The organism is Kitasatospora cineracea (genome assembly GCF_003751605.1).
Classification (GTDB): domain Bacteria; phylum Actinomycetota; class Actinomycetes; order Streptomycetales; family Streptomycetaceae; genus Kitasatospora; species Kitasatospora cineracea.
Window position 1 is genome coordinate 1,665,590 of record NZ_RJVJ01000001.1, and the last position, 20,727, is coordinate 1,686,316.

At 73.3% G+C, this 20,727-nt stretch carries 16 protein-coding genes and 3 tRNA genes; 10 read left to right on the top strand and 9 right to left on the bottom strand.

The annotated features are described in order from the left end of the window. Positions 1-158: 158 nt before the first annotated feature. The 3 genes from EDD39_RS07530 (at position 159) to EDD39_RS07540 (ending at position 620) form a co-directional block, all read left to right on the top strand. A tRNA-Ser gene (locus tag EDD39_RS07530) sits at positions 159-249 on the top strand. 185 nt (positions 250-434) lie between these two features. Continuing rightward, positions 435-510 (top strand) — tRNA-Arg (locus EDD39_RS07535). Between the two features lie 34 nt (positions 511-544). Next, positions 545-620, top strand: a tRNA-Arg gene (locus EDD39_RS07540). A 105-nt stretch (positions 621-725) separates the two neighbouring features. Here the strand turns inward: EDD39_RS07540 and EDD39_RS07545 are convergent. Together EDD39_RS07545 and EDD39_RS39390 are read right to left on the bottom strand one after the other, a co-directional pair. Next, positions 726-1,925 (bottom strand): globin domain-containing protein, encoded by a 1,200-nt coding sequence (locus EDD39_RS07545; RefSeq protein ID WP_123554198.1) that lies wholly within the window; start codon positions 1,923-1,925, stop codon positions 726-728. Between the two features lie 10 nt (positions 1,926-1,935). Beyond that, positions 1,936-2,352: a globin family protein gene (locus EDD39_RS39390; RefSeq protein WP_162869965.1), complete on the bottom strand. Its 417-nt coding sequence runs from the start codon at positions 2,350-2,352 to the stop codon at positions 1,936-1,938. Positions 2,353-2,668: 316 nt separating this feature from the next. Between EDD39_RS39390 and EDD39_RS41950 the strand changes: the two genes are divergently transcribed. From EDD39_RS41950 to EDD39_RS07565, 3 genes are all read left to right on the top strand, one after another. Further along, positions 2,669-6,100 carry an Ig-like domain-containing protein gene (locus tag EDD39_RS41950; RefSeq protein WP_162869966.1) on the top strand — a complete coding sequence of 1,144 codons (3,432 nt, stop codon included), beginning with the start codon at positions 2,669-2,671 and terminating at the stop codon, positions 6,098-6,100. A gap of 211 nt (positions 6,101-6,311) precedes the next feature. Beyond that, a complete protein-coding gene (locus EDD39_RS07560; RefSeq protein ID WP_123554204.1) occupies positions 6,312-7,703 on the top strand; it encodes an SPFH domain-containing protein in 1,392 nt (463 codons plus the stop codon). Then, complete coding sequence (locus EDD39_RS07565) at positions 7,700-8,668, top strand: C40 family peptidase (RefSeq protein ID WP_123554206.1); 969 nt, start codon at positions 7,700-7,702, stop codon at positions 8,666-8,668. The genes EDD39_RS07560 and EDD39_RS07565 overlap by 4 nt, the downstream gene beginning before the upstream one ends. Positions 8,669-8,787: 119 nt before the next feature. On the opposite strand, the gene EDD39_RS07570 is transcribed toward EDD39_RS07565, so the two are convergent. Beyond that, a complete protein-coding gene (locus EDD39_RS07570; protein WP_123554208.1) occupies positions 8,788-9,744 on the bottom strand; it encodes an aldo/keto reductase in 957 nt (318 codons plus the stop codon). 150 nt (positions 9,745-9,894) lie between these two features. On the opposite strand from EDD39_RS07570, the gene EDD39_RS07575 reads away from it, so the two are divergent. After that, positions 9,895-10,095 (top strand): hypothetical protein, encoded by a 201-nt coding sequence (locus EDD39_RS07575; RefSeq protein WP_030457470.1) that lies wholly within the window; start codon positions 9,895-9,897, stop codon positions 10,093-10,095. A 104-nt stretch (positions 10,096-10,199) separates the two neighbouring features. Continuing rightward, the gene (locus tag EDD39_RS07580) at positions 10,200-11,048 is read left to right on the top strand and encodes a tyrosine-protein phosphatase (RefSeq protein ID WP_208765462.1); all 849 of its coding nucleotides are present in this window, start codon (positions 10,200-10,202) and stop codon (positions 11,046-11,048) included. A gap of 282 nt (positions 11,049-11,330) precedes the next feature. Here the strand turns inward: EDD39_RS07580 and EDD39_RS07585 are convergent, their stop codons facing one another. The 5 genes from EDD39_RS07585 to EDD39_RS39395 form a co-directional block, all read right to left on the bottom strand. Further along, positions 11,331-12,566, bottom strand: coding sequence for an IS701 family transposase (locus tag EDD39_RS07585; RefSeq protein ID WP_123554210.1), 1,236 nt, complete (start codon positions 12,564-12,566; stop codon positions 11,331-11,333). A 102-nt stretch (positions 12,567-12,668) separates the two neighbouring features. Next, entirely contained in the window at positions 12,669-13,523 is an 855-nt protein-coding gene (locus EDD39_RS07590) for an RNA polymerase sigma factor SigF (protein ID WP_123554212.1), read from the bottom strand. 156 nt (positions 13,524-13,679) lie between these two features. Beyond that, on the bottom strand, positions 13,680-14,537 hold the full coding sequence (locus EDD39_RS07595) for an RNA polymerase sigma factor SigF (protein WP_123554215.1): 858 nt from the start codon (positions 14,535-14,537) through the stop codon (positions 13,680-13,682). A gap of 203 nt (positions 14,538-14,740) precedes the next feature. Next, on the bottom strand, positions 14,741-15,034 hold the full coding sequence (locus EDD39_RS07600; RefSeq protein WP_123554217.1) for a Dabb family protein: 294 nt from the start codon (positions 15,032-15,034) through the stop codon (positions 14,741-14,743). A 76-nt stretch (positions 15,035-15,110) separates the two neighbouring features. Further along, positions 15,111-15,275, bottom strand: coding sequence for a hypothetical protein (locus tag EDD39_RS39395; RefSeq protein ID WP_162869967.1), 165 nt, complete (start codon positions 15,273-15,275; stop codon positions 15,111-15,113). 543 nt (positions 15,276-15,818) lie between these two features. Here EDD39_RS39395 and EDD39_RS07610 point away from each other — a divergent pair. Further along, positions 15,819-17,843, top strand: a complete 2,025-nt coding sequence (locus EDD39_RS07610; protein WP_162869968.1) for a DUF7507 domain-containing protein — start codon at positions 15,819-15,821, stop codon at positions 17,841-17,843. A 365-nt stretch (positions 17,844-18,208) separates the two neighbouring features. Beyond that, on the top strand, positions 18,209-19,366 hold the full coding sequence (locus tag EDD39_RS07615; RefSeq protein WP_123554223.1) for an IS701 family transposase: 1,158 nt from the start codon (positions 18,209-18,211) through the stop codon (positions 19,364-19,366). Between the two features lie 494 nt (positions 19,367-19,860). Here the strand turns inward: EDD39_RS07615 and EDD39_RS07625 are convergent. Then, positions 19,861-20,654, bottom strand: a protein-coding gene (locus EDD39_RS07625) for an IS5 family transposase (RefSeq protein WP_425269741.1) whose coding sequence is annotated in 2 segments (ribosomal slippage) — positions 19,861-20,315 and positions 20,315-20,654 — 795 coding nt in all. Because the reading frame shifts where the segments join, the coding sequence is not laid out codon by codon here. Positions 20,655-20,727 lie beyond the last annotated feature (73 nt).

The window sequence follows — 20,727 nt, forward strand, 5'->3', positions numbered from 1 at the left end:
CGGCTCTGGCTCTCCTCGGAGAGGGAAGTATCTCATTCTTCTTTGCGCCGTGGACGACCCGGCCAGTATCGTTGTGGTGGTTGGTGCCGGGGCCGTCGGCTGTGGCATCATCGCAGTCGCACGGAACGCGCCGGAGTGCCGGTCGCGGTCCGGGTGTTGGAGGCGTCGCCTAGTCCGGTCTATGGCGCCGCACTGCTAATGCGGTTTGGGCTTTACCGTCCATCGAGGGTTCAAATCCCTCCGCCTCCGCTCACCGGGAGCCCCGTCGGTCACAGGCCGGCGGGGCTCCTGCGTTGTCGCCGGAAGTTCATCCGGGGGCTACCCGGAGGGCCCCGGCCGGGGGCGACGGGGCCGGTGGCAATCGATTTCGTCCCAGGTCGCCGGTCATGTAATGTTGTCCCCGCACCGCCCAGGAGGCCAGTCCGCCGGGGCGAGCGCTCATAGCTCAACGGATAGAGCACTTGACTACGGATCAAGAGGTTGCAGGTTCGAATCCTGCTGAGCGCACCAATCTCCGCTCGCGGTTCCGCAAGGGGCCGTCCGAGCGCTCATAGCTCAACGGATAGAGCACTTGACTACGGATCAAGAGGTTGCAGGTTCGAATCCTGCTGAGCGCACCAGCCGAAGGCCCCGGGTTCCCGCCCGGGGCCTTCGTCGTGCTCCCGCCGGGTGTCGCCGGTCCTGCCGCCCCCCGTTGTGGTGGCCGGGGGGCGGCAGGACCGGCGTCAGCCGAGTTCGGTCCGGTTGATCCAGGGCACGTCGCGTTCTTCGAGGAACCACTCCGCGGGGGTGAGCGGGCGGCTGCGGTTGAAGGTGGGCGTGACCGGGTCGTGCCGGAGGAGTGCGGACTCGGCGCCCTGCTCGAGGAGTTGGGCGCCGACGGCGGGGACGAGGTCGGGCGGGCCGGACAGGTGGATGTCGTGCCCGGAGCAGTCGCCGTACTCGCGCAGGCCCTCGCGGAGCAGCCGGACGGCCTCGTTGCGGGAGGCGCCGCGGTCGGGTGCGGAGAGCACGGCGTGCAGCCAGGCGTGTTCCTGGACCATGGCGTGCACGGAGTCCAGGTCGTACAGGTCCCGGTCGCCGCGGGCGGCGATGAAGACCGTGGCGGGCCGTCCGCCGTCCTGGGCGAGCTGTTCCAGCAGGGCCCGGACCGGGGCCCAGCCGCTGCCGGCCGCGACCATCAGCAGCGGCCGGTCGGAGTCGGGCGCGAGCACGGCCTCGCCGAGCGGCGGGCCGAGCCGGAGCCGTTCGCCGAGCCGGACCTCGTCGACCAGGGCGGTGGAGACCGTCCCGTCGGGGACCCGGCGGACGTGCAGTTCCAGGGTGTTGTCGGAACGGGGTGCGCAGGCGACGGAGTAGGGCCGCCAGACCTGGGGCCGGCGGTCGGAGCAGACCGTCAGGTACTGGCCCGCGGTGAACGGGTACGGCCGGTCGGGCCGCAGGGTGAGCACCGCGAGGTCGGAGGTGGCGCGGCGGTGGCCGGTGATCTCGGCGTCCCACCAGCGCGGGGTGGAGGCGGGGACGGCCGCGGCGGCGTCGATCATGGCCTGGGAGATGACGGTGTAGGCCTCGGTCCAGGCCTTCTCGATCTCGGGGGTCCAGTAGTGGCCGGAGAAGTGTTTGAGCGCGGCGATCAGGCTGGCGCCGACGGCGGGGTAGTGCTCGGGCGCGGCCTGGAACTTGCGGTGGTCGCGCCCGAGTGCCGCCAGGTAGCCGGTGAGTTTCTCCGGTTCCTCCAGCCGCAGCACGAGTTGGGTGAGTGCGGCGAAGAGGCGGTCGCGCTGTTCGGCGAGCCTGGCCGGGAAAAGCTCTTCGACACCGGGGTTGTTGGTGAACAGGTGGGCGTAGAAGAACTTGGTCAGCTGATCGGCTCGGCGCTCGACGACGGCGAAGCTGGCGCGGATGACCGCGGGGTCGAAGGGCACCGGGGGGCTCTCAGCCCGCGGCTTCTTCGGTCATTGCCGCGCTCATGACATCCGTGATGACACCGTAGAGCGCCGTCCAGGCGGCCTCGACCTCCGGGGTCCAGGCGTCGCCGGCGAAGTGCGAGAGGGAGGCGAGCAGGCTGCCGCCGACGGCGGGGAAGTGCTCGGGGAGGGCGCCGTAGCCGATGTGCCGACGGCCCAGGCCCTGGAGCACGTTGACCACCGTGTCGGTGTCCTCGAGCCGGTTGACCAGGGTGCCTATCGCGGCCCAGAGGCGGTCCTGCTGGTCGTTCATGTGCTCGGCGAAGAGCTTGCGCACATCCGGGTTGTGCTCGAACAGGTGAGCGTAGAAGTAGGCGGTGACCTCGCTGCCGTGGGGCTCGACGACGGCGAAGCTGCTCTTGATGAGAGTGGGATCGATTGTCACGCCCGCCGACTCTACTGATAAACCCGCCAATTCGAACAGGGCAGATTGACAGGAAGTCAACAACTGGGCGGTAGCGCCCGATTGGTACCTGTTCGTGGGAGTTGACGATGAGTCGGGTGGGTATCCAGATGCTGCTGACCGAGTGGACGCCAATCGGGTGGTGTCGGGGGAAATGAGCGGGTGTTGCGGTATGACCGAAACCAGATCGTGATTACCTTTTGTCGGATCGTCATGACCGTTCGGGCGAAGGGCGATCGGACCGCGATGGTGATCGGACCGCGATGCCGGCGGACGACGACACCGAGAGGAGAGTCGGATGTGCCGACAGTTCCCGCACCGGGCCCCGGCCCCCGACGCCCGCCCGGCCGACCGTGACCGGCCGCACCCCCGCATCGGCCGGCGCACCGCCGCGCTGATCGCCACCGGGCTGCTCACCGGCCTCGGCATCCCGCCGGTGGCCGCCCAGCAGACCCCGGACAGCTGGTCCGCCGAGCGGCGCGCCGTCCTGCCCTCGGGCCTCACCGTCCAGTTCGACTACGCGGCCCTCCCCGGGGTGGGCGTCGACACCGCTCCCGGCAAGCTCGCCGGCCGCACCGGCGGCGGCGGCCCCTACACCGACGGCATCCGTCCCGGCGACCCGGCCGAGACCTTCCAGGCCGCCGAGCGCCGTCCCCGCGCAGACGGCTCCTGGCACACCCTCGGCACCCTCCAGCTCTCCTTCTCCCGCCCGGTCCGCAACCCCCGACTGCACGTCAGCGGCCTTGCCGGAACGGCCACTTCGAAGGACGGCAGCACCGGCACCAGCACCCGGCTGACCGTCACCGGCGGCAGCCCCGCTGCCCCCGCCCTGGTCGGCCGCACCGGCTGGTCCGGCTGGACGGTCGGCGCCGGCGAGCTCGCCCCCGCCCCCGACGCCGGGCCGGACGGCACCGCCGACGGCACCGGCACCCTCGAACTCGCCGGCACCGTCACGACCGTGTCCCTGCGCGTCGAGCAGCGCTCCACCGCCCGGGACGGCTCCACCACCCCGCCCGCCCCGCTCCGCCAGGCCTACACCGTCACCCTCGACGAGGGCCTCGGCAGCGCCCCGCAGGAGTACGGGAACGTCTCCCACCTGGTCTCCGACCTGTTCCTCGGGCAGGACGCCGCGACCTCCGCGACCCGGGCCCGCCCCGGCCTCGCCCAGTCCGTCGAGCAGCCGCTGCAGCCCGGCCCGCCCGCGAGCCCGCCCCCGCCGCCGCCCGACGCCGGGCCGGTCGCCCCCAGCGTGGAGATCGACGGCGGGGAGAGCCGCCGCAGCCCCTGGGCCAGCCCGCCCCCGCCGCTGCTGCAGCCCGGCCGCGCCGAGTACCAGGGCGCCGACCCGACGCTGAAGTTCCCCACCGAGACCGCCGTCGGCCGGTACTACCACCTGGACGTGCCGGTCAACGCGGGCGGCGGCCCCGCCGTCCTGGCCGGCTGGATCGACTTCGACCACAACGGCCGCTTCGACCCGCTCGAGCGGGTGCAGGCCGACGTCCCCGCCGGGGCGGACCACGCCGCCCTGGAGTGGCAGGTCCCGCCCGGAGCGGCCGGCGGCGACACCTGGGTCCGGCTGCGGCTGGCCCGCAGCGGCTCCCAACTCGTCGCCCCCGGCGGCTTCGCCGACTCCGGGCAGGTCGTCGACCAGAAGGTCGGCATCTCGATCGGCGCCGCCAAACCCCAGGTCGGCCTGCCCGTCCCCGGCAGCACCACCCGGGAGCCCCGCCCCGAGTTCCGCGGCGACGGCGCGGTCGCCGGGGCGAGCATCGCCGTCCAGGAGAACGGCACCACCCTGTGCACCGCCAAGGCCGGCAACGACGGCTCCTGGAGCTGCCGCCCCGACCGGCCGCTCGCCGAGGGCACCCACACCCTCGTCCCGGTGGAGACCACCCGCACCGGCATGGTGCTGCGCGGCGACGAGTTCCGGCTGACCGTCCGGACCACGCCGCCCACCGCCCCCGTCCTCACCCTGCCCGCCTACACCAACGACCCCGGCCTGCTGCTCACCGGCCTCGGCGAACCCGGCTCCACCGTCACCGTCACCGCGGACGCCCCCGGCCAGGGCCGCGGCGACCTGTGCTCCACCGCCGTCGCCGCCGACGGCACCTGGTCCTGCCTGCCGGTCGAGAACCTCGCCGACGGCCGCTACCAGCTCACCCCGCGGGCCGACGACGGCGCCGGCAACCACGCCGACGGCAAGGCGGTCGCCCTCACCGTCGACACCGCCGCCCCCGACCGCCCGCAGTTCACCACCCCCGGCAGCGGCGAACTCCTGCACACCACCCGCCCCAAGCTCACCGGCCGCGCCGAACCCGGCACCACCGTCACCGTCACCGCCACCACCGGCCACGGCGACGAACGCACCACCGCCTGCAGCGCCGTCACCGCCCCCGACGGCACCTGGTCCTGCACCCCCGCCCGCGACCTCGCCCCCGGCGACCTCACCCTCCTCGCCACCGCCACCGACCCGGCGGGCAACGGCACCCCGGGCGACCCGGTGCCGGTCCGCGTCGCGGCGGCGACGACACCGGGCGCGAGCCCGAGCCCGAGCCCGAGCCCGAGTTCGAGCCCGAGCCCGAGCCCGAGTGTGAGCACGAGTGTGAGCACGAGCGCGAGTCCGAGTGTGAGTGCGGCGCCGAGTGCGAGTGCCGAGGCGACGGTCAGCCCGAGCGCGAGCGCGAGTGGGAGTGGGAGTGGGAGTGCGTCGGCCTCCGCGTCCCCGTCCGGTTCGGCGTCGGCGTCGGTGTCGGCGGTGGCTGTGCCTGACGTACCGTCAAGTGCAGTGCCATCCGTCCCGATCCCGGCGGTGCCCACTCCGGTGGTGCCGGTGCCGCCCGACGTGCTGCCGATCGTGGTGCCGCCGACGGGTGGGCAGAACGACGTGCCCAGTGCGTCGCCGTCGCCGTCCGCGTCCGCAGCTCCGGTGCCGTCCGCGTCCGCAGCTCCGGTGCCGTCCGCGTTCGCGTCCGGATCGGTGTCTCCCTCCCCGTCCGTGTCGTCCTCGCCGTCCGGTGGGGCTTCCGAGCCCGAGCTGACGTTGCCGGTGCCGCCGGACGTGGTGCTGCCGATCGCGGTGCCGAGTGCGTCGCCTTCGCCGTCCGCATCCGCGTCGGAGTCTTCCGGTGGGGTGGCCGGGCCCGCGTTGACGTTGCCGGTGCCGTCGGACGTGGCGCCGCCGATTCCCCCTGCCCCGGTGGCCGCTCCGGCGGCCCCTGCGGTGCCGTCGGTCGTCGGTCCGACGGGTGGTCAGCTCGCTGCGGCGCCCGCGCCGCCCGGGGCGCCGGACCGTCCGGCGGAGCCCGCGGCGGTCGCGCCGACCCGGGGCACGCCGGCCGCGACCACGCCGCCGCCCGCCGCGACGTCTCCGGCCGGTCCGCCGTCGCCGGTGGTGCCGACGTCGACCCGGGCGGCCTCGGCCGCCGTGACGGTCCTGTCCGCTCCGCCGTCCGTTCCGCCGTCCCAGGCCCCGTCGGCGTCGGCCCTGTCCCCGGCATCCGACGACCCGTCAGCAGCCGCTCCCGACACGGAGCCGCAGGACGACGAGGCGCAGGCGCAGCCGCAGTCGCGGACGCCGGCCGCGCCGCCGCCGGACGTGGTGGCGGCGGCGCACCGGGCGGCGGCCACCGGGTGGCGCGGGCTGGCCTGCGGGGCGCTGCTGATCGCGGCGGGCGTGGGGCTGCTGACCCGCCGGGTGTTCGGCCGGGGGAGTGGCACCCGGCGTCGCTGACGGCCCGTCCGTTCCGGTCCCGAGCTCCGGTCGGTCCGCTCGTTCCCGCAGCTCAGCGCGGGCGGGCCGATCCGTCTCCGCTGAGCGGACATACCGACACACCTCTTGGCAAATGTCGCATTTGATGACTTATCAACTTAGCCTGAGTCTGGCACTGCCCGTCAGATCCGGGCCTCCCGGTGCGCGACACTCTGACCCTTAGGACACGTGCATGGACGTCACCCGCGACTCGTCGCCGCGACCCAACTCCTGGCCCCCCGCCGCACCCGAGCCCCCGGTCGGTGCGACCCAACTGTCCAAGGCGGTCGCCAGAGCGGTGGCCAAGCCGCTGATCACCGCCGCCCCGCCAGCCGAGGACGGCCTCGACCGGGGGCCGGCCACCCAGCCGCTCCCGGTGGTGAACCCGGCCGTCGACCCGGCCCGCCTGGTGCCGGTCGGCGCGGACGACCCGTCCGTGCTCCCGCCCGCGCCCCGTCCCGCCGTCGAACCCGTCACCGCCGAGCCCGTCACCGTCGAGCCCGTCACCGTCGAGCCCGTCGGTGCCCCGTCCGGCAAACTGCGCCGGCTCAGCGCGGCCGGGGCCGAGCCGGCGGCGCACCCGACCGCGGCCGAGTCCGCGACCCACCGCCGTCCGCCGCGCGCGGACCAGTCGCTGCGCGAGCGGCGCGCGTTCGCCCTGCCGGGCTGGCTGCCGCTGCTGGTGCTGCTGGCCGGCGCGGCGGGGGTGCTGCTGGTGCTGGCCCGGGCCGGGGCGCTCCCGCAACTGCCCGGGGTGCCGGACCTGCGCGGTCCGGCCGCGCTGGACAGCGGGCGGGCCCAGGTCGGCGACGGCACCGTCGCCGCGGTCAGCGGGATCGGGCTGGTCATGCTGGCCGCGCTCGGCGGGATGCTCTCCAACCCGGGCGGCGAGACCCGGGTGCTGACCCGCTGGGGCCGCTACCGGGGCACCGTCCGCCGCACCGGCCTGCTCTGGGTGAACCCGCTGCTGCGCCGCCGCCGGGTGGACGTCCGGCTGCGGCACTGGCGCAGCGAGCCGGTGCACGTCACCGACCGGGCCGGGACGCCGCTGGTGGTGCGGCTGCTGATCGTCTGGCGGGTCAAGGACACCGCCCGGGTGACGCTGGGCATCGCCGAACACGAAACGTATCTGCGCGAGCAGGTGCAGGCCGTCCTTACCCGAACCGCCTCCCTGCTGCCGTGCGACTCCAACTCCGCGCCGGGGCCCGCGCTGCGCGACGGCCAGTGGTTCGCCGACGAGCTGACCCGGGCGCTGGCCGCCGAGACCGCCCCGGCCGGGGTCGAGGTGTACTCGGTGCAGCCGCTGGCCCTGGACTACGCGCCGGAGGTCGCCGAGTCGATGCGCCGCCGCCGGCTCGCCGACCTGGACGCCGGGCTGCGGACCGTCCTGGTGGACGACGCGGTGGAGGCCGCCGCCCTCGCGGTGCGACGCCTGGAGCGCGCCACCGCCCACGAGTTGGACGACAGCGCGCGCAGCGCCCTGATGGAGCAGCTGCTGGTCGCGTTCGTCGCCCCGGCCGGGGTCACCGCCTCGGTGCCCGCCCCGGCCGCCCGCCCGCACCGCAAGGAAGGGAAACCCGCGTGACCACCGCGCTCGCCTCGATATCCACCGACCCCACCGACCTCCCGGGCTTCGCCGGGGCCCCGCTGCTGGGCTTCGCCGAATCCGACGGTGCGCCGACCTGCCACTGCGCCGCGTGCGCCCGGCCGGCCGTCCGCACCGGCGGGTCCGGCGCGGCCGAGCGGGTGGGCCGAATACACCGCGCCGTGCGGTCGACCCTGCTGGCCGGCACCGTGCTGGCGGGCGTCGGAGCGGTCGGCCTCGGCCTCGACGCGGGTACCGCGCAGGCCATGCCCGCGCCGTCCGGCCCCGGCTGGGACGGCAAGGTCTACTGGTTCAAGAACGCGGCCGGCGAGTGGCGCTACACCAAGTGGCGCAACGTCTACCTGGACCGCACCGGCGGCGCGAAGAGCGCGCAGCCGCAGTCCCCGCCGGCGAAGTCCGCCCCCGCGCAGTCCTCCGGCGGGATCCGGCAGGGCTGGGACGGCAAGGTCTACTGGTTCAGGAACGCGGCCGGCGAGTGGCGCTACACCAGCCACCACGACATCTACGTCGCCCGGACCGGTGACGGCGGCTCCTCCGGGCAGTCCGCCGGTTCGTCGGGCCAGACCGGCCAGTCCGCCACGAGCGGGGTGGAGGCGGCGGTGTCCTACGCGCTGGCGCAGGTCGGCAAGCCGTACGTGTGGGGCGGCAACGGGCCGAACGGGTTCGACTGCTCGGGCCTGGTCCAACAGGCGTTCCGCCGGGCCGGGGTCTCCACCCCGCGGGTCGCCGACGACCAGTACCGGGCCGCCACCCCGATCGGCTCCGGGCAGTTGCAGCGCGGCGACCTGGTGTTCTGGTCCAGCAACGGCCGGATATCCGGCATCCACCACGTGGCCATCTACCTCGGCGACGGGACGTACGTGGAGGCCCCGCGCCCCGGCAAGGACGTCCGGGTCTCCCGCCTCAACAGCGGCTACTACCCGGATTTCTTCGGCCGCCCCTGAACGGACGGGGAACCGGACGGCCGGGAAATCGGACGGCCGGGGAACCGGACGGCGGGGAAACCGGCGGTGCCCCTCCCGCGTGCTGCGGGAGGGGCGCCGTCGTGCGGCCCGACGGGACGTCAGGCGGACGCCTCGGAGAGCAGCTTGAGCTCCGCCCCGGTCAGCTCCAGCCCGGCGGCGGCCAGCAGCGGAGGCAGCTGCTCCACCGTGCGGGCGCTGGCCAGCGGGGCCGCCACCGTCGGCTGCGCGGCCAGCCAGGCCAGCGCCACCGCGGCGGGCTGCGCGCCGTGCGCCGCGGCCACCTCGTCCAGGGCGGCGAGCACCCGCAGGCCGCGCGGCTCCTCCAGGTAGCGGCCCGCGCCCTGGGCCCGGGCCGAGTCGACGGCCGTGCCCGGGCGGTACTTGCCGGTCAGGAAGCCCGAGGCGAGCGCGTAGTACGGGACGGCGGACAGGCCGTGCTCGGCGGCCACGTCCGCCAGCGGGCCCTCGTAGGTGTCACGGGAGACCAGGTTGTAGTGCGGCTGCACCGCGACGTACTTGGCCAGGCCCTCGCGGGCGGCGAACTCCAGCGAGGCGGCCAGCCGCTCCGGGCCGATGTTGGACGCGGCGACCTCGCGCACCTTGCCCTCGCGGACCAGCGCGTCCAGCGTCGTGACGATCTCCTCGACCGGGGTCTCCGGGTCGTCCCGGTGGGTGTAGAACAGGTCGATCCGCTCCACGCCGAGCCGGCGCAGCGACTCCTCCGCGCCGCGCCGGATGGTCTCCGGGCGCAGGTTGTCCAGGCCCGGCAGCATGCCGACCTTGGTGGCGACCACGATCTGCCCGCGGTTGCCGCGGCTGCGCAGCCACTCGCCGATCACCGTCTCCGACTCGCCGCCGGAGTTGCCCGGCGCCCAGGCCGAGTAGACGTCCGCGGTGTCGAGGAAGTTGCCGCCCGCCGCCGCGTACGCGTCGAGCACGGCGAAGGACTGCGCGGTGTCGGCCGTCCAGCCGAACACGTTGCCGCCGAGGGCCAGCGGGGAGACGGCGAGGTCGGAGGGGCCGAGGGTCACCCGGGGGGCGTCACTGTTGGTCATGACGGGAGAGAACCCGTTCGGGTCCGGCTTGATTCCGGCGGACCGTGCGTTCACCCCCCGGTCGCCCGAGGTGAGGGGAGCGTGCAGACCTGCCCGGGGACGGGGGACCGGGGTGTCGTCGGGTTGCCCGGGCGGGCTAGAGTCCCGTCCATGGCTGACAACGACTACGACCCCGCCGGCTCCACCCAGATGTTCCGGGCGTTCGTCGACGAGGCCCCGGCCGCGCAGGCCCCGGGCACCGTCACCACCTACGGCAGCAGCTCCTCGTCGAGCCGCACCCCGATGGTCGTCATCGGGGCCATCGTGGTCCTGGCGGTCGTCGCCGGCGTGATCTGGCTGGCCGTCAAGTAGCACCCGGGACCGCCCGCACGGGGCCGACCGGACACCCCGGGCGGTCCCGCCGCCGGGCGTGCCTACACTGGCCGGGTCCGCCGCACCGCCGCGAGGAGGCACCCGTGACCGCGCCGTCCACCGAGACCGCCAGAAGCCTCGGCCTGGCCGCCGCCGTCAACGCCCGCGACCTCGGCGGCTACCGCACCGCGGACGGCCGCACCGTCCGCCCCGGCGCGCTGCTGCGCGCCGAGGCGCTCAGCCGGCTCGGCGAGGACGACCGGGTGCTGCTCGGCGCGCTCGGGCTGCGGCACGTCGTCGACCTGCGCAGCCTCGACGAGGTCCGCCACCTCGGGGCCGACCTCGTCCCCGGCCTGCCCGCGGCCGTGCTGCCGCTGGACGCCGCGGCGACGCTCACCGTCGCGGCGGCCGACGGGCTCGGGCCGACCCTGCACCACCTGCCGGTGTTCTCCGCGGACTTCGACCTGTACGTGGAACTGCGCCGGGCGCTGGGCAGCGGCGACCCGGCGGCGGTGCACGCCGCCCTCGGGGACGGCCGGGCCGCCGCGATGATGACCTCGATGTACCGCTGGTTCGTCACCGACGCCGTCGCCCGCTCCCGCTTCGCCACCGTGCTGCGGCTGGCCGCCGAGGCGGGCGGCGCGCCGGTGCTCTTCCACTGCACCGCCGGCAAGGACCGCACCGGCTGGACGGCGGCCCTGCTGCTCACCGCCCTGGGGGTCGACCGGGAGAGTGTCCGCGCGGACTACCTGCTCACCAACGAGCGCTCGGCGGCCCTGATCGCCCGGGTCGACCCGCTGATGCGGCCGCTGGCCCGCGCGGAGGAGGCCTACCTGGACGCGGCCTTCGAGGAACTCGCCCGCGGCTGGGACGACTTCGAGCACTTCTGGCACGACGGCCTGGGTCTCACCGCCGAACACCTGGCGGCCCTCCGGGCGTCCTGCACCGTCTAGGCCCTGTCCGGCCGGTCTTGTCGGATCGGCGCGCGGCGTCGGGCGCCCGGCTGGGAGTGCCGGGCCGACGCCCTCGTACTGGATGTACTCGGGTGTCGGGCCGGTGCTTCCAGGCGGGATGATCCGGCGTCGAGCGCCCGGCAAGATCGACCGGACAGGGCCTAGTAGTGCTTTGTTAGGTCGGGGCTGGGGTTGGTGTGGCGGCGGGGCGGTGGCATGTCGGGCATGGTCCGTTCCAGGTGGCCAGGAGCTGTTGGAGTGCTCTGACGGTCTGGTAGAGGGTCATGCCCGAGCAGGGACTTTTGGGCGGCTCCGGGTCAGGGTCACGAAGAGGTGGGCGGCGGTGACGAGCGTGACGTGCCGGTGCCAGCCGGTCCAGGAACGGCCCTCGAAGTGGTCCAGGCCGAGGGCGGTCTTGAGCTCGCGGTAGTCGTGCTCGATCCGCCAGCGGATCTTGGCGAGCCGCACGAGTTCCTCGAGAGGGGTGTCCTCGGGCAGGTTCGAGACCCAGTAGTGGGACGGCTCCGACACCTCCGGCGGCCACTGGGCAAGAAGCCAGCACGGCGGCAGGGTGCCGTCCTCCTCGATCCGTGGACGACGTCCGGCCAGACGCACGCGCAGCACGACGAAGGTCGAGGTCAGGTGGTCGCGGGAGCCACGCCGCCAGGTCACCGTCCGGGCCGCTTCCCGACCTGCGGCCCGGACGTGCTCGGCCAACGGAACGGGACGGGTGCGGTAGCGGGGCTTGGGCCGGGGGCCGAGTCCGCCGTAGGGCGGTCGGTGGGTGACGGCGTCGATGGGGTGGGCGGTCGTCAGACCTTTGACCTGCACGATCCACCGCAGCCCGCGCTCGTCGAGGGCCGCGCGGAAGTGCGCGTTGTCGCCGTAGCCGGCGTCGGCGACCACGACCGGAGGGAGGAGCTTCCACGTTGCGAGCTCGTCGAGCATCTCCAGGGCCAGTTGCCACTTCGGTCGGTGGCCCTCGGTGGGCGGGATTCCGCAGCGGGCCCGGCGGCGTTCGGCGAAGGCCGCCCCGGCCGGGTCTGCGGCCTTCGCCGGATCCCAGGACTCGGGCAGGAACAGTCTCCAGTTCAGCGGGCAGGACGCGCTGTCGGTGACCGCGTGAACGCTCACCCCCACCTGGCAGTTGCCGACCTTGCCCAAAGTGCCCGAGTACTGGCGGGCCACGCCCGGCGAACCGGCGCCGTCCTTCGGGAAGCCGGTGTCGTCCACGACCCACGCATCCGCTCCCAGGACGCGTGTCGCACGGTCGGCGAGCCTGGACCTGATCTGCTCCACCGGCCACGTCGAGGAGGAGATGAACTGCTGCAGGCGCTGGTGGTCGATGCCGAGCCGCTCGGCCATCGGCTGCATCGACTTGCGCCGGCCGTCCAGCAGCAGGCCACGGAGGTAGCTGACGCCCTTGTCCTGCTGGTCCGAGCGTCGCAGCGGAGCGAACACCTCCGCCGCGAACGCCTGCAACTCATCACGTAACGAACCCAGTTCATCCGGAGTCATACCTCCAGAGAACCCCCGAAACACACCCGGGACCAAAGCCCACGCACCACCTAACAAAGCACTACTAGGGGCCCGACTGCCGCCGGGCCCCTCCACCTGCCGCTACTCGGCGGTGAGGCCGTCGCGGAGGTGGGCGAGCGTCTTGGTGAGCAGCCGGGAGACGTGCATCTGGGAGATGCCGATCTCCTCGCCGATCTGGGACTGCGTCAGGTTGCCGAAGAAGCGGAGCATGATGATCCGGCGCTCGCGGGGCGGGAGCTTGGCGAGCAGCGGCTTGAGGGACTCGCGGTACTCGACGCCTTCGAGGGCGAGGTCCTCGTAGCCGAGGCGGTCGGCGAGCGGGCCGTCGCCGCCGTCGTCCTCGGCCGGGCTTGAGTCGAGCGAGCTGGCGGTGTACGCGTTGCCGACGGCCAGGCCCTCCACCACGTCCTCCTCGGAGACGCCGAGGTAGCCGGCGAGCTCGGGGACGGTGGGGGAGCGGTCGAGGCGCTGGGAGAGCTCGTCGCCGGCCTTGGTGAGGGCCAGGCGCAGCTCCTGGAGGCGGCGCGGGACGCGCACGGACCAGCTGGTGTCCCGGAAGAAGCGCTTGATCTCGCCGACCACGGTGGGCATGGCGAAGGTCGGGAACTCGACGCCGCGGTCCGGGTCGAAGCGGTCGATGGCCTTGATCAGGCCGATGGTGCCGACCTGGACGATGTCCTCCATCGGCTCGTTGCGGCTGCGGAAGCGCGCGGACGCGTACCGGACCAGCGGCAGGTTGAGCTCGATCAGGGTGTCCCGGACGTAGGTGTGCTCCGCGCTGCCGGACTCCAGCCCGGCGAGCCGGCGGAACAGCGCACGGGACAGCGTGCGGGTGTCGAGGGCCCGGTCGGGGGCCTCGGCGGGACCGGCCTGGGCCGGGATCTGTACGGCGACGGCTTCGGCTTCGATGACCGCACTGCCCGGTTCTGTGAACACGCGCCCACCCCCCTCGTGACTGTCTGTCGAACGGCCGCCACCGTACGGTGGTTCCCGGTCGACGGGTCTTCCTGCTCAATACCGGCACACCGGCCCCGGCAAACCCGAACGTCGTGACTCGTCATCCGGCGGTGACACGGGGCAACAGGAGGCGGCTCACTCCTCCCAGGAGTTGCCGGTGCGCAGCCGGGACAGGATCCGGGACAGCAGGCGGGAGACGTGCATCTGGGACATGCCGAGCTCGGTGGAGATCTGCGACTGGGTGAGGTTGGCGAAGAACCGGAGCATGATGATCCGCCGTTCCCGCTCGGGGAGTTGGACCAGCAGGTGGCGGACCATGTCGCGGTGCTCGACGTCGGTGAGGGCGGAGTCCTCGTAGCCGAGCCGGTCGAGCAGGGCGAGGCCGCCCTCGTGCTCCTGGGCGGCCTCCAGCGAGGCGGCGTTGTAGGCGCGGCCGGCGTCCAGGCAGGCCCGGACGTCCTCCTCGGGGATGCGCAGGTTGGCGGCGATCTCGGGGACCTTGGGGACCCGGCCATGGGTGACCGTCAGCTCCTCCATGGCGCCGCTGACCTGCACCCAGAGCTCCTGGAGCCGGCGCGGGACGTGCATGGTGCGGACGTTGTCGCGGAAGTAGCGCTTGATCTCGCCGAGGATGGTGGGCAGCGCGTAGGTGGGGAACTGGACGCCGCGCTCGTGGTCGAAGCGGTCGATGGCGTTGATCAGGCCGATGGTGCCGACCTGGACGATGTCCTCCATCGGTTCGCTGCGGCTGCGGAAGCGGGTGGCGGCGTAGCGGACCAGCGGGATGTTGATCTCGATCAGGGCGGAGCGGACCCGGGTGCGTTCGGGGGCGCCCGTCGGGAGTTCGGCGAGCCGCTCGAACAGGACCCGGGTGAGGGTGCGGACGTCCACGGCGCCGCGTCCGCCGGAGCGTCGGGCGGCCAGCTCGACAGGGTCCGGCAGGTCCTCGATCCGGTCCTCCGGCGCACTGCCCTGCTGCGTCCGCACGGACACGTCACCCCTCCCTCGTGAACCACCTCGCCAATTTCCGGCAAAACCGGTCATAGCATCACAAGTCGCTCTGTCGCCGGGCAAGCACCCGGTAGAGGCGTGTTGACGGGCCGTCCAGCATTCGGCGGAGCGCGCCAGGCCCCCCGCTCACGTGCGGAGGGCGGGGGGAGAAGGGTCGTGCGTGTACGAGGAGTGGCTGGAGGGGGTCAGACCTCCAGGTCGGCGATCACCCAGGTGGCGAACTCGCGCCACTGCGCGGCGGCGGCCTGATGGGCCGGGTGGCCGAGGTACGCGGCCAGCGCCGCGCGGTCCTCGACCAGGCTGTTGATGGCGAAGTCCTGGGCGATGTCCCGCTCGGTGAAGTTCCAGCCGCACTCCCACTCGCGCAGCTCGGGGATCAGCGCGCCGAGCTCGGCGAACGCCTCGGCGCCCGCGACGGCCCGCGGGTCCTCCTCGGTGACGCCTTCGTTGAGCTTGAACAGGACCAGGTGCCGGATCACGATGCCGCTCCTCGCGGGTGGGGGAGGGCGCGCGCGGTCACGGGTGCGCCCCCGACGGACGGACCCCGCAACGGTACTAGCGCACCAGTCCGGTCATGAACGAGCCGACCGCCTTGGCGGCGTCCGAGATGCCCACGAAACCGGACTTCACCAGGTCCGCCGAGCGCTCCGGCGAGGTGATGATCGTGTAGATGACGAAGATGACCACGATCCACACGGCCACCTTCTTCGCCTGAGCCATCGAACGGGCCTGCCTCCCTGAGTCGGGCCGCCGCCCTCTCCCCGCACGGCCCTGCCACCCGCAGCTTATCCACCGGACGGCGCAAGGAGTGAGGGCCGTGTTCACCCGCCGGGACGAAGGTCCCGCGCGGACGGGGCTTTCTCCGGATGTCTCCACCGGGGAGGCGCGGCAGGATGGTTGATGTACCGAGGATCTGGCAGGAATCCCCGGTACGGCGATCCGGAGGTCCCCGCTGTGGGACCGGGCACCGCGGCTTCCCCCGACGCGGACCCGGTTGTGGGACCTCCGCCGGGGCAGCAGCTCGTCCCCCCGGAGCTGCTGCCCCCACCGCTGGACCGCGAGGTTCCGGCCGGGCTCCGCACTCCCCTGGGCACGGTGGTCAACCGCCCGGGAGCGCGGGGCCCCTCGCCTTTTCCGGGGCGCCTCCCCCGCCCGGCCGCTGCGCCGGCCGAGTGCTTACCCGCGGTCGCCCGCGTGTGCGCCGGGGCTCCCGCCCGCCGTGAAGGTCGACTGCGAAGCATCGACCGGAGAGGCGGAGCGCACGTGACCGACCGACAGGCCCACCGGGCCGGACACCGACTGCTCGCCGCGGCGCTCTGCGCCGCGGCCGCCCTCGGCCCCACCGCACCGCCCGGCGCCGCGGCCGCGCCGCCCGCGCCCCGGACCGGCACCCCGCTGGTGGACGAGGACTTCACCGGAACGAGCGCCGACAGCGGCTTCGTCGCCACCGACGGGGCCTGCCTCACCGGCGCCGCCGAGATCCCCGCCCTCCCGGTCGCCGAACCGCGCCCGCTGACCGGCTGCCCGGCCGGCGCGGTCGGCCCCGTCCCGCCGAACTCCGCCGCCCCGCACGGCTACCTGCGGATGACCGACGCGGGCAACGACCGGGCCGCCGCCGTCCTCTACGAGCACCCGCTGCCCGCCAACGAGGGCCTCCGGGTCACCTTCGAGCAGTGGCAGTACGGCGGCGACACCGGCAAGCCCTCGCCCGCCGACGGCATCGCCTTCTTCCTGGTCGACGGCGCCGCCCGGCTCACCCGCCCCGGCGCCTTCGGCGGCAGCCTCGGGTACGCCCAGAAACTGCCCGACGACAACCCGGCCAACCCGTTCCTGCCCGGCGTCGAGGGCGGCTACCTGGGCGTCGGCCTGGACGTGCTCGGCAACTACTTCGGCGACTGGGAGCACCGCGGCGACGGCTGCGCGACCCGCTCCCCGGCCGGCACCTCCTTCCTGGTGCCGGCCCCCGGCGCCAACATGGTCACGCTGCGCGGCCCCGGCGAGGGCACCACCGGCTACTGCTTCCTCGGCGCGACCACCGGCAACACCGGCACCACCGGCCCGTGGCCGTCCACCCTGCCCGGGCAGCTGCACGGCCCCGCCACCGCCGCCGACCTGCCGCCCGGCACCACCCCCGCGCAGGCCGAGACCGCGCTCGAACCCAGCAGGCGGACCGTCACCGTCACCGTCACGCCCGGACCGGACCCGCAGATCGAGGTGGACGTCGACTTCGGCGCCGGACCGGTCCGGGTGCTCAGCCAGGCCGCGCCCCAACCGGTGCCCGCCACCTACAAGTTCGGCTTCGCCTCGTCCACCGGCGCGTTCACCGACGTGCACCTGCTGCGGCACGTCACCGCCCGCAGCGCGGCGCCGCTGCCCCGGCTCAACCTGGTCAAGCAGATCGACCGGGCCCAGCCGCTGCCCGACCCGGTCACCGCCGGGACGGTCGTCCCCTACCAGTTCGTGGTCACCAACAGCGGCGAGACCGAGATCCGCGACCTCGCCGTCACCGACCCGCGGGTCGGCCCGGTCGGCTGCCCGGCCACCGTCCTGGCCGTCGGCGCCACCGTCACCTGCACCGCCTCCTACACCGTCACCGACGCCGACGTGCGCGCCGGGCACATCACCAACCGGGCGATCGCGCGCGGCAGTTCCGGCGGCGAGCCGATCGAGTCGCCGGAGGCCGAGCAGGTGCTGCCGCTGAACGACGACTACGGGCTGCTGCTGGAGAAGCACGTCGACGACACCCGGGTCTACCGGCCCGGCCAGCAGGCCACCTACACCTACACCGTCACCAACACCACCGACCGGGAGGTCACCGGCCTCGCGGTGGCCGACGACCGGCTCACCGGCGTGCGCTGCGCGGCCACCGTGCTCACCCCGCGGAACACCCCCGGCGCGGTCACCACCTGCACGGCCGCGTACACCGTCACCGAGGCCGACGCCGAGGCCGGGACGGTGCACAACACCGCGACCGCGACCGGCCGCACCACCGAACGGACCGTCACCTCGCCGCCCGACGACGAGGTGATCGCGGTGGAGCCCGAACCGGGCTCCACCGAGAGCCCCAGCCCGACCCCGTCGCCCTCCCCGTCGCCCTCGCCCTCCGCGTCCCCGTCGGAGCAGCCGTCGCAATCGCCGTCGCCGTCCCCGTCCGCGTCGCACCCGGCCGGGCCGCCGCCCGGAACGCTGCCGGGGACGGGCGGGGCGCCGCTGCTGCCGCTGCTGGCCTCCGCCGGGCTGGGCCTCGCGGGGCTGGTGCTGCTGCGGCTGGCCCGGCGCCGGGGCTGAGCCGGGCGGCACGCCGAAGGGCCCGACCGGTGAACCGGTCGGGCCCTTCGAGTGGCGGTAGCGGTGGGATTCGAACCCACGGTGGAGTTGCCCCCACACACGCTTTCGAGGTCTGTGATCCGCTGTTCGCGGCGGGCTGCGGGGGTTCCCTTCCCAGGCCAGGGAAGTTGCCTTGAGTGCTGGCGGACCCACCTGAACGCTCATGAATGAGACCAGAACTGAGACCACTTGATCGGGCCGGGTGGACTGACGCTTTGATCCGTAGCTCCTGCCCTATGGGTCGCCTACGGACACGTCGGTCCGGGCACCTAATACTGCAACGGTGCTTATCGTGTCGGTTGTTGGGTTCGTTCGTTGGGCTGTTCATGGGTGGGGACATATCCGAGGTCGATGCTCGTCGCTGGTCGGATGGGCTGGCCGGGTTGCATGAGCGGTTTGCTCATCGGTTCGCGCGGAGCGAGTCGCGCGAGTCGGCAATGGCCTACATGCGTGGCCTGCTGGCGTCGTTGGAGCGCAAGAACGGCTGGACGGTGGCGGAGGAGGCAGGTCACGGCGGGCCGGACCGGATCCAGCGGCTGCTGAACCGGATCGACTGGGACGCCGACGGGGTGCTCGACGACGTGCGCGGGTACGTGGTCGAGCACCTGGCGGACCCGGGCGGCGTGCTGATCGTGGACGACACCGGGTTCCTGAAGAAGGGCGTGCGGTCGGCCGGCGTCCAGCGGCAGTACTCCGGCACCGCCGGCCGGACTGAGACCTGCCAGGTCGGAGTGTTCCTCGCCTACTCGGGCAAGTTGGGCCGGACGTTGATCGACCGGGCGCTCTACCTGCCGAAGTCCTGGACGGACGACCGCGAGCGCTGCCGGGCGGCCGGGATCGGTGACGAGGTCGAGTTCGCGACCAAGGTCCAGCTCGCGCGGGCGATGGTCCGCCGTGCGATCGACGACCGGATCCCGTTCCGCTGGGTGACCGCGGATGCCGGCTACGGCTGCAGCAAGGGCTGGCGGACCGAGTTGGAGCAGGCCGACGTCTTCCACGTCGTGGCCACCACCCGGCACGACACCGTCGTCACCCGGCGGGCCCTGGACCACCGGCTGCACGACCTGATGGCCGATCTGCCCCGGCAGAAGTGGAAGCGCCGATCCTGCGGCGACGGCGCCCACGGCCTGCGGATCTACGACTGGGCGCGTGTGGAGGTCCGGCCCTGGCACCGCCCCGACCGCAGGCACTGGGTCCTGGCCCGCCGCAGCATCACCGACCCGGCGAAGATCGCCTACTACATCGCCTACGCGCCCGCCGAGGCCACACTGAACGAGCTGATCGCCGTCGCGGGTGCCCGCTGGGCGATCGAGGAGTGCTTCCAGACCGCGAAGGGCCAGTGCGGCCTGGACGACTACCAGGTCCGCCGCCACCCGGGCTGGTACCGGCACATCACCCTGGCCATGGCCGCCCACGCCTACCTGACCGTCCTGCGGGCCCAGCAGCTCGAAAAGGGGCCGGACCAGATCGAACGCCAGACCTGATACCCCTCACCCTCCCCGAGATCCGCCGACTGATCACCGGCCTCACCCGGCCTGCCCGCCGCAGCATCGACCACGTCCTGCACTGGTCCCGCTGGCGCCGCCGACGCCAACACCAGGCCCGGACCAGCCACTACAAGAGACGAGGCCACAGCCCAAGAGCTGAAACCTCGTCACCCTAAGCACCGTTGCAGTACTAAGCCCACCTCGGCTTCCAGGGGGCCGTAGCGCTTGAGAGCTACCGGCTCTGTGAGGCCGAGCCCGTGTGCAGCTCTTCGCCGATCTCGGACCTCGGCGCTGGTCCTCGGTCCAGGTCCGCCACACCCACACGAGTAGAACGTCAGTCCGGCGCGCAGTGTCGCCTCCAAGGCCCGCCACGCAGACTTGTCCGTCAGACGCGGGATCGTAACGTCTTACCCGGCATCGATCATCGGGGGTAGACGTACCGGCTCGATTCTCCGGCCCTCGCCGAGTGCTGGCCAATCTAAGAGGTCATCTCATTTGGATAGTCGGCGGTGGCAGATGAGTGCTGCGGCGATGCTGGCGAAGTCGGCGAAGTGTTCGCCCTTGCGTTCGTACCGGCGGTGGAGCCGACGGAAGCCGCCGAGCCATGCCATGGTCCGCTCGATGACCCATCTGTGCCGGCCGAGCCGGGTGGAGGAGTCGACGCCTCGGCGGGCAATGCGGGCCGGGATCTGCCGTCCCCGCAGGTAGGAGCGGATGAACCGATGGTCGTAGGCCTTGTCGCCGTGCAGCTTCCCGGGCCTGCGTCGCCTCGGGCCGCGCCGCGAGCGGATGGGCGGGATGGCGTCGGTCAGCGGGATCAGGGCCTGGCTGTCGTGGACGTTGGCACCGGATATCGCGAGCGACAGGGGTAAACCGGTACGTTCGGTGAGCAGGTGGATCTTCGACCCGCACTTGCCCCGATCAACAGGATTCGGACCCGTCAGCTCCCCCTTTTCAGAGCTCGCATGTTCACCGAGTCGACCGCGCACCTCGACCAGTCCAGCTCGCCCCGCGAGCCCAACTCGTCCAGGACGACGCGGTGGAGCTTCGCCCATACCCGAGCCTTGCTCCACTCGGTGAAGCGGCGATGAGCGGTTGGCCCGGACGGGCCGAAGCAAGGCGGCAGTTGGGCCCAGGTGCAGCCGGAGGTCGCGACGAACACGATCGCCGCCAGAACCTCCCGGTCCCCATGGCGACGCCGACCACCACCCTGCGGACGCGTCGGCGCCTCCGGGGCCACCAACTGGAACAGTTCCCACAACTCGTCCGGCACCAGACGCTCCACGATCAGCACGCCCGGAGTCTACTCATCCAAATGAGATGACTTCTAAGCGGGAGGGCCTGGAACTGCGGCTAGA

Excerpts from the sequence above, each read along its gene's own strand:
- EDD39_RS41950 (WP_162869966.1), top strand. The coding sequence starts at position 2,669 with ATGTGCCGACAGTTCCCGCACCGGGCCCCGGCCCCCGACGCCCGCCCG.
- EDD39_RS07560 (WP_123554204.1), top strand. The coding sequence starts at position 6,312 with ATGGACGTCACCCGCGACTCGTCGCCGCGACCCAACTCCTGGCCCCCC.
- EDD39_RS07570 (WP_123554208.1), bottom strand. The coding sequence starts at position 9,744 with ATGACCAACAGTGACGCCCCCCGGGTGACCCTCGGCCCCTCCGACCTC.
- EDD39_RS07575 (WP_030457470.1), top strand. The coding sequence starts at position 9,895 with ATGGCTGACAACGACTACGACCCCGCCGGCTCCACCCAGATGTTCCGG.
- EDD39_RS07585 (WP_123554210.1), bottom strand. The coding sequence starts at position 12,566 with ATGACTCCGGATGAACTGGGTTCGTTACGTGATGAGTTGCAGGCGTTC.
- EDD39_RS39395 (WP_162869967.1), bottom strand. The coding sequence starts at position 15,275 with ATGGCTCAGGCGAAGAAGGTGGCCGTGTGGATCGTGGTCATCTTCGTC.
- EDD39_RS07615 (WP_123554223.1), top strand. The coding sequence starts at position 18,209 with ATGGGTGGGGACATATCCGAGGTCGATGCTCGTCGCTGGTCGGATGGG.